4 protein-coding genes are annotated in these 8,631 nt (G+C 48.3%); 1 reads left to right on the forward strand and 3 read right to left on the reverse strand.

The genetic code is table 11. The features are described from left to right. The 3 genes from RMO35_RS00560 to RMO35_RS00570 form a co-directional block, all read right to left on the reverse strand. The coding region (locus tag RMO35_RS00560; protein ID WP_396135579.1) for a glycerophosphodiester phosphodiesterase family protein at positions 1 to 1,775 on the reverse strand (1,775 nt) is incomplete at its 3' end. Positions 1,776 to 2,166: 391 nt separating this feature from the next. After that, positions 2,167 to 5,352 carry an ExeM/NucH family extracellular endonuclease gene (locus RMO35_RS00565; protein ID WP_309737828.1) on the reverse strand — a complete coding sequence of 1,062 codons (3,186 nt, stop codon included), beginning with the start codon at positions 5,350 to 5,352 and terminating at the stop codon, positions 2,167 to 2,169. A gap of 172 nt (positions 5,353 to 5,524) precedes the next feature. Further along, positions 5,525 to 6,091 (reverse strand): DVUA0089 family protein, encoded by a 567-nt coding sequence (locus RMO35_RS00570; protein ID WP_309737829.1) that lies wholly within the window; start codon positions 6,089 to 6,091, stop codon positions 5,525 to 5,527. A 231-nt stretch (positions 6,092 to 6,322) separates the two neighbouring features. Between RMO35_RS00570 and RMO35_RS00575 the strand changes: the two genes are divergently transcribed. Further along, the gene (locus RMO35_RS00575; RefSeq protein WP_309737830.1) at positions 6,323 to 8,362 is read left to right on the forward strand and encodes an NAD-binding protein; all 2,040 of its coding nucleotides are present in this window, start codon (positions 6,323 to 6,325) and stop codon (positions 8,360 to 8,362) included. Positions 8,363 to 8,631: the final 269 nt, after the last annotated feature.

An 8,631-nucleotide genomic window follows, 5' to 3' on the forward strand; every position in this document is an offset into this window, starting at 1 on the left:
ATGAAATCTGCACCATCCGCGATCGCCAATTTATAGGCTTCTAGCGTGTGTTCTGGGCGGTTGCCACTTGCGCCACGGTGTCCGAGGACGAGTGGCGCATTGCCATCGAGAGTCTGAAACTTGGTTTTTGCTAGGACATCGGGGTTTTGGGGCGATCGGACAAACGCACTAGTAATTTGGTCGCGCGCCGAGTCCGCAGTACCAGGGAAGTCTGAAAAAAAGCCATCAACACCCGCATTGATAAAGGCTTTGTACTCTTCAAGTGGGTTGCCGTTGTAGTCAGATGCCAACCGTCGCGCTTCGTTGCGGAAGGTATAAGCATGAACGAGCAAATTATTGGCATGAGCATCCTTAACCAAAGATGTCGCGGGGAGTAATGTTCGATCGGTATCGTTGACTAAGCCATCTTTATTGACATCATCGGCTTTGCCATCACCATTGGCATCCACACCCTTGCTAGAGATAATCATCGGCTTCCACGCGCCAATTCCATCCGCATAAGTCGCAATCTCTTTCAATCCAGCTACCGTCTGGAGATCGGCATAAGTGCGTTTGTCACCTTTGACAGTAAAGTCATAGGGCTGCTTGTTGACATCTTCATAGCTCAAAGAACCATCGAGGTTGACATCATAAGCATCCAACAACTGCACTAATGGAATGTTAGTTTTACCATTGAGTTCCTTGAGGTTGGACACTTCAAAAGATTGGATAAAGACGCGGCTGGGGTCGGTGAAACCAGTTTTTTGGAGAGTTGCCAGCAGGGGTTCTTCGAGCGATAAACCCAGATTGTCATGGAAAGTGGGGTGCTTGGTTTCAGGGTAGATGCCGATCTTTTTACCAGTGTCGGCTTCTACTTGTTTGACGAGATTAATGATTTCTTCGAGCGTGGGAATTTCATACAAGTTATTAAATACTTGCGTCCGTTCGCTCTGCGGCATAATCGCTCGTAAGGTCTTGATTTCTGCCAGAGTGAAGTCTGAAGCGAAAAAGCCTTCTTCGGCTACGCCATCGACCATTTTGGTGGTCTTGCGGCTAGCAAACTGAGCTAGATCTTTAACGTTGGTAGTCGCGATTAAATTCGGTTCGTGCCGCGCGATTAATACGCCATCTTTGGTCGCAACTAAGTCTGGCTCGATGAAATCTGCACCACGCTCGATCGCGAGTTTGTAAGCACCTAATGTATGCTCTGGCAATTCACCACTCGCGCCGCGATGTCCGATGACGATCGGAGCTTTACCACCCAAAGTTTTGAGCATACTAGCAGCCGGATTGGGAGTCGCGATCGGCGCATCTAGCAATTTACCTGTAGCATCAAAATGTAAGAGGTAGGGGCCGAATTCATCACCAATCCAGATCGAACCATCTTTGGCAATATTAAGAGACTCGATATCGAAGTCGGCACCAGTTAATAATCGTTCCGTTGTAGTTTCATTAACGATCTCAAATCCAGCTTTTTTATCGGGATCTGATAACTGAATAAAGTTACCAACTTTGACCGTGCCATCACCACCCAAGCCTTGAAAACTGGGATTGGTTTTGTAAACTCTCAACAAAAAATCGTTACTATTAGCCTTGGCACCAAAGCCATTGTCTGGCATAAACCAGTAATTACCATAGATATCGGCAAACTGAACCGCGCTAAAACCTTGAACTGGTTGACTACTGAAGGGAACCGTCCGACCGTTGGTACCTGTGAGTAATTTACCAGACTGTGGGCCGGGAGCAAATGTATCGGCAGGAAATGATGCGAAGCCTTTTAATGCAGTCATAGTCAGTTTGATGTGTTTTCTATGAGGATAATTAGGATGCTAATAACAACACGATCGGGGTTTAATAATGCGAACGGACAATAATTGCTAATTCACAATATCAGTCGGAGGTTAAGGGTTAGTTATTTGGGGTATCAATTTTTACAGTTTTTAGATATTTGTCGATCGTGTATGGTGTGATGATTTACACGTTTATATTATGGCGATCGATAAAAATACCCAAATAAACATCTCTAAATCTGAGTGTTTATTTGAGTAGCTCCGTTCTAACACCGCCTCCGATTGAAATCGGGGCTAACGTTGCAAAGTCCGCCTACGCGGACTAGTTAATCAATCAGTCCGCGTAGGCGGACTTTGCATTCCGAGCGGCGGTTTCTAACCGCTGGAGTTGTATGGATTACGCAACAACGAAACTAGTATTAGTCAGAGCAGGATTGCCGACGAATTGTGCGATTCGGACTTGCGCCGCACCGCCACTACCATCCGCATCAAAAAATAACGCACCAGAATTATTGTTGTAAACAAACCGTTGGCTGGCTGTGGCTGCTGACGCTCCGACCCCAAATCGAGTGGCATCGAGAACGCCCAAAGCATCGCTACCAAAGGTATTATTAACCCCAAACCCAGAGCGGGAAATGCTCAATCGATCGATCCCAACTTCAAAGTCATTGATTTTGTCAATACCTTCATTAGAGCCGTAGAACACAAAAGTATCGGCACCAGTACCGCCAAAGAGTGAATCTACTCCCGCGCCGCCAGTAATAAAGTCATTACCAGCACCGCCATTGATGATGTCGTTACCAGCACCACCAAAGAGAGTATCGCTGCCACTAGTACTGATGAGATTATCTGCTAGCGGATTGCCACCAGTGGGTTTGAGATCGAGTCCAGCCAACACTGGATCGTGGTCGGAGGAACGGAATCGATCGGGTGCATATAGACTGGTATCATTGCGATCTTCGGCTGGATTTTCACCTGATGAGAGGACATCATCGTTGTAGTCTAAAACGATCGGTTCTGAGGAGTTGATATTCCACTTGGCAGCACCCGTTACTTGAGCGAGTAAGCTGGATGTAACCAGGGCATGATCTAGAGAACCTGTCTGACCGTCGAAGACGTAGGAATCGGTTGTAGTGGCAAGTTTGGTCAAGCCACCAGCGCGGAGGATATCGATCGGGTCTTCTTCGTTGTAGGCATTGAGATCGCCTAATACCATCACATCGCTGTCGCCAGAGGCGGTTTGCACTTGAGCGACGAAGTTGAGGAGGGCGGTAGATTGGGCTTTGCGGGTGGCATTCGATAAGCCTTGACCGTCGCCTTGGTCGGTATCGCCTGGTAAACCAGCACTGGAGCCTTTAGACTTGAAGTGATTGACAATGGGGGTAAATTTCTCACCACTAGCATTGTTGCTGAAGGTCTGTGCTAATGGCGGACGGGCGGTATTAAAGGCGGAATCGTTGAAATAGACGGCATTGCCGACAGGCGTAACGGCACCAGGCTTGTAGATGAAGGCGACCTTAATTTCATCCGTACCGGGGCTACCAGTGGTATTTGCCAGTTTGATATAGTCGTAAGTATTCGACCCGATCGAGGCATTCAAGCCGTTGACTAGATTAGCGATGGCCGAATTGGTACCATCGCCATCATTTTCCATCTCGATTAAACCGACGACATCGGCATTCAAATCTTTGATGGCTGAAATAATCTTATCCCGTTGGCGGCTAAATTCGATCGCCGTAGTTGCACCTCGCGAAGTCGGGAAACCACCGCCTAAACCGTCGCCGTTGAAATAGTTGAGGACGTTGAAACTACCGACTTTAATCCCGCCGCCGACATTGGGCAACGCTGGACGTGGTTCGTAGTCGAAAACTGGGGCTTGCGGGGGTTGAATCCGATAACTATTGAAGCCGAAACCGAGTACGCCAGTCAATCCGCCGATCGTACTGCCGATGCGGAGTGTGTCGTTAGCTGGGTTCGCGTCGGTGGTGTCGATGTAGGGGACATCGCTGAGATTGGACAGGCTGCTACCATCATCGAGCAGAATCCGACGGCGATTGTTGAGGTCTTGTTGAGCAGTTACCGCTGCCACATTACTCGTTCCTGTCGAATTCGTGCCTGATGCGATCGCATCATTAGGATCGATAATATTGGTTGGGTTAAATAAGCGACCGTCGGCAGATAGGGAGACTTCCCCAAAGCGACCTAAGTTGAAGACTTCAGTAACGGTGAGCGTTTCGGGGACGGTAATTAACATCCCTTCAAAGCGTTCTAAATCGCCCAGGGTGGCGATTGGCAGGTCTAAGACGGTCGGAGTCACTAACACCTGTTGTCCGGTCGCCAGGACGCTAATATCGGCGGCTGTGGTGGGTGTAATTGTCGCTTGGTTGAAGGATGGAGCCGTGGCATTTTCGGCAACGGTACCCGTAACGCGCACTTTGTCGCCGACATCTACCGCCGTGAGGGAATTGACAAAAATTCCCTCAGATGTGAGCGGATTGCCATCGGCATCGGTGTTCTCTTCCTGAAGGTAAAAGCCTCCGAGTTGCCCAGTGGCTTGGAAGTCGCCGACGACGATGCCTTCGATCGTAAATACCCCCGCCGTTGCCGCAGTGCCAGTACCTTGAATCGTACTGACTTTGGTAGTCGAGGGCGCAACACTGTCATTATCGACGATCGTCACACTATCCGTCGCCGTCCCCAGCGTGAAACTTGCTGACGGGGACAGCGTGAGGGTAACGGTTTCATTACCTTCGACGAGCGCATCATCGACTGGAGCGACAATTACATCCACAAATGAGCTACCAGCCGCGATCGTGACAATCCCAGCTAGAGCAGTATAGTCAGTCCCAGGGGTTGCTTGACCTGTACCCGCATCCACAGCGTAGTTAACGTCTAACGCATTAGTTGTCTCGCCAGTCCGGGAGATCCGGAAACTACCATTAGCTGTGTCTGCTTCGGCAGCATTGGCGGTGGCGGAGATCGATACCGTTGGCGTACTGCCACCGCCGATCGTGAAAGCACCTGCAAAAGTTTGATTTGTGGCATCGTCGCCAGCCCAGTTTGCCGGGTTATATAAGGCAGCTTGTAAGGTTGCTCGATCGCCTGTAGTAGTGCCTGTATAGCGAGCATTATCAATTTCGGCGATCGCCACCGCACTTGTTCCAATTACCAAACCTTGAGGCAGCGCAGAAGTATTTGTATCTGAAGCAGTAGTTTGAAAGACCGAACTACCATCATTATTTAAAGCCGCAATCGCTGTTGGGCTGGCAAGGCTGCCTTGAAAAGCAATAATTTGGTCGCCAGCAGCAGCAAAGTTGAGATCTCCTGTTTCGACAACCGCACCAGCCGTCGCAGTGGGAGTAGTATCGATCGTAACTACCGTGCCAGCCGTAACGCCGCCAGCAGGCGCAGTCCAAGTAATAATCCCTTCACCCGTGCGAAAAGCATTGGTATTCAGCCAACCGTTATCAGTAAAGAGAATGACTTCGCCAGCAGGGATAGTGACGAGGGTCACAAATGCAAAATTGTCAGTGTTGTCAGCATTGTATTGCACAAATGCGATATCACCTGGATTAAGTGCCATAATTTTCTCTAATTCTAAAGTTTAAAATGAGTAAAAGTCAGACATTAGTTGCTGTCGTTGGCGGAGCCTCTCGGAACGAGAATCGCTACCTGGTTTGAGTTGAATTCGATCGAACTTAATTAGACTTGGAATAACACTTAGCTCAATGGCAATTTAGATTAACATTAAATATTTAGGTTGACTTTTTGCCCGCTGACAATTTACGTTTGAGCTTAACTACTGCAAACCCAGCGACAGCAGTACCGATGAAGCTAACAGGTTCGGGTACAGCAGTAGCTGACGATACCGCGACGATATCTACAGCATAATTTGGATTTCGACCAAAGAATTCACCGCTCCCATCGAAACCTTGCGAAATATTTGTTTTAGTTGGAAAGTCAAAAAATCTGCCAAATGCACTGACGGCTGCTTGATAGTTTCCGGGTGACAAGGTAGCAGTAAAGTTTAAATCTTCTGTAGCAGTGTATTCGTTGAAATAGTTACCGCTCGGATTGAATATTGTCAGCACTGGGCTAAATCCCCCCGGTGGAATTAGCGTTCCCACATCGTTGGTGCCGCCATTGTAGCTCAACGATCGAAATCTTAATTCCGCGCCAGTTGAAGTAAATGGCAGCAGATCGATCGCATCGGCATTAACCAACGATCCGGTGAAAGATGCCCCATGAGCAGGCGCAACCAGCGTGACTCCAATAGTTGCTGTCGTAATTCCTAATAATGTTGCAAGTGTAAATTTTTTCATTGCGATCCAGATGAGCGTGTTCTATAGTCGATCGAGCCAACGGACTTGTAGCAACTCATCAGCACCGTTTTGACAAATCGATGTGTTGTTAGCACCGAACTCAAATCGGATTGCTACAGGTGCTAGTTCCATTGGATAGTATCCCGATCGAAGATGTGATTTTGTGATGGAATTTTCATTCACTTGCCATCTAGTCAAACTACGCTGATAAAGTGACGTGGCAACAGCTAGATGAAATTAGATCGTTTTTTGGTGTGTGGTTTAGGTAGCTTGGGTCAACACTGCGTGCTGGCTCTCCACCAATTTGGCGTGAAGATTGTCGCGATCGAACAAGTTGCTCCTCAAAGTTGGGAAGTTCCAAATTTAGTCGATTTATTAGACGAGCTGATTATTGGTGATTGCCGTGAAAATAACGTGTTGGCGCAAGCCCAAATCCAAGCCTGTCGCGCTGCCCTGATTGTCACTAGTAACGAGGGAGTTAATGCCGAAATCGCCCTCGCCATCCGCCAACTCAACCCCCATACGCGGCTAGTCGTGCGATCGGCAAAAGCCAATCTCAATCGATTATTAAGCCAACAACTCGGCAATTTTATCGCCTACGAACCGATCGAACTTCCGGCTCACTCCTTTGCTATTGCCGCATTGGGGACGGATACCGTCGGCTTTTTTAATTTAGATGGCTACTGGTTGCAAGTGGTGCGACAACGCATGAGTCCCGCTCATCCTTGGTGCAATGCCCGTCGGCTACACCAGATCGATACGCGCAGCCAGAAGCTACTGGCTCACACCCGATCTGCAACCGAGCCAGGTTTTTGCCAATGGCAGTTTGAAGAGATAGTTACGGCTGGCGATTTAGTTACTTACATTGAAATTGCCGATCGATCCTCACTTCACACCACCCCAGATCGATCGCTTGCTGCTGGCAAAAAAACTAAACAACCCCAGATCGCTCGCTGGGCGCGGCGTGTTGGCGATCGATTTAGGCAGTTTTGGCGATCGAACTTTCAGCAACAAGTCCGCCGCGTGGCTCTAATTTGCTGTCTGATTGTCGTGTTATTACTCGCGATCGCTACCGTCCTCTTTCGTCAATATTATCCCAACACGACTTGGATATCGGCATTCTACGCCTCAGCAATCTTACTTTTAGGCGGCTATGGCGATTTATTTGGCAACTTTGAGAACATTACCACGATTCCCTGGTGGCTCCAAACTTTCGCCCTCGGCTTGAGTCTGGCTGGTACGGCTTTTGTGGGCGTGTTGTACGCAGTCCTCACCGAATCTCTCTTATCATCAAAGTTTCAATTTGTCAAGCAAAGACCGCCCGTACCGCAACAAAACCACATCGTCATCGTCGGTTTAGGACGAGTCGGGCAACAAGTGGCTCTGTTGCTACAGCAATTCAAGCAAACCGTTGTCGGCGTAACATTGCAGCCAGATATCAACAGTACGATCTTGCCAGATCTGCCGATAATTACGGGTAATATCGATCGATCTCTGGCGCAAGCCAATCTCACGACCGCCAAGAGCGTCATTATCGTCACCGATGATGAAATGCTCAATCTTGAAGTTGCCTTAATGGTGCAGGCGATCGATCCGCAGCTCGATCTGGTAATTCGGACATCGGGACAAAGGTTGAGCCAACATCTGACGAAAACGCTGCCAACTGCCCGGGTATTGGGGATGCAGACAGTATCGGCAGAAGTGTTTGCCGGAGCGGCATTCGGTGAAAATATTCTGAATCTATTTCACATCGATCGGCAAACCATTTTAGTCACTGAATACACGATCGAAACAGGCGACACGCTCGATCGATTGCTGCTAGCTGAAGCTGCCTATGGTTATGGGGTAGTACCCATTCTGCACCAGCGTAACCCCCGTCCCGCAATCTTAATGCCTACCGACGATATTTTGCTGGCAAGTGGCGATCGCTTGGTAGTTTTGGCAACGACAGAGAGTTTGCGGCGGATCGATATCGGCGATCCCTACCCCAAATCTTGGCAGGTTGAAGTCGAGCTAGCGATGACCGCAGAATCCACTTTTGAAGGGGCAAATATTATCGGTCGGATCTCTGGTTGTTCGCTGCGGGTTGCTAGAGATTTGATGGAAAATTTACCAGGAATTTTGAATATTCCGCTCTATCAACATCAAGCTCAACGATTAGTTGGTGCGTTAGAAAAGGTGCGTGTCAAAGCCAAAATCGTCCCGATTACCTCCGGTAGGCTACGCCAAAGATCCGTTGGCGGAGCCTCTCAGAATGAGAATCGCCCATAGGTTATCTTTAATTTAAGAAATTAAATAATTTGATTAACAAGTAGTTAAGAATTAGATTTGTTAGTCGATCGTAAAAAATCTTAATTATCTTCTCAGATCGATGCGATCGATTATACTCGCATCGATCGAACAGCCATGCAAAACTAGGTACCAGTCGATCTTTCAAGGTCTACTTCAATAGATATTTACAGGAAAGTTAAATTGCATGGCTAAGAATACGATTATCATGATCGGCGACGGTATGGGCTGGGAAATGACCCGCGCAGCCG

This window comes from Chamaesiphon sp. OTE_20_metabat_361 (assembly GCF_031364565.1).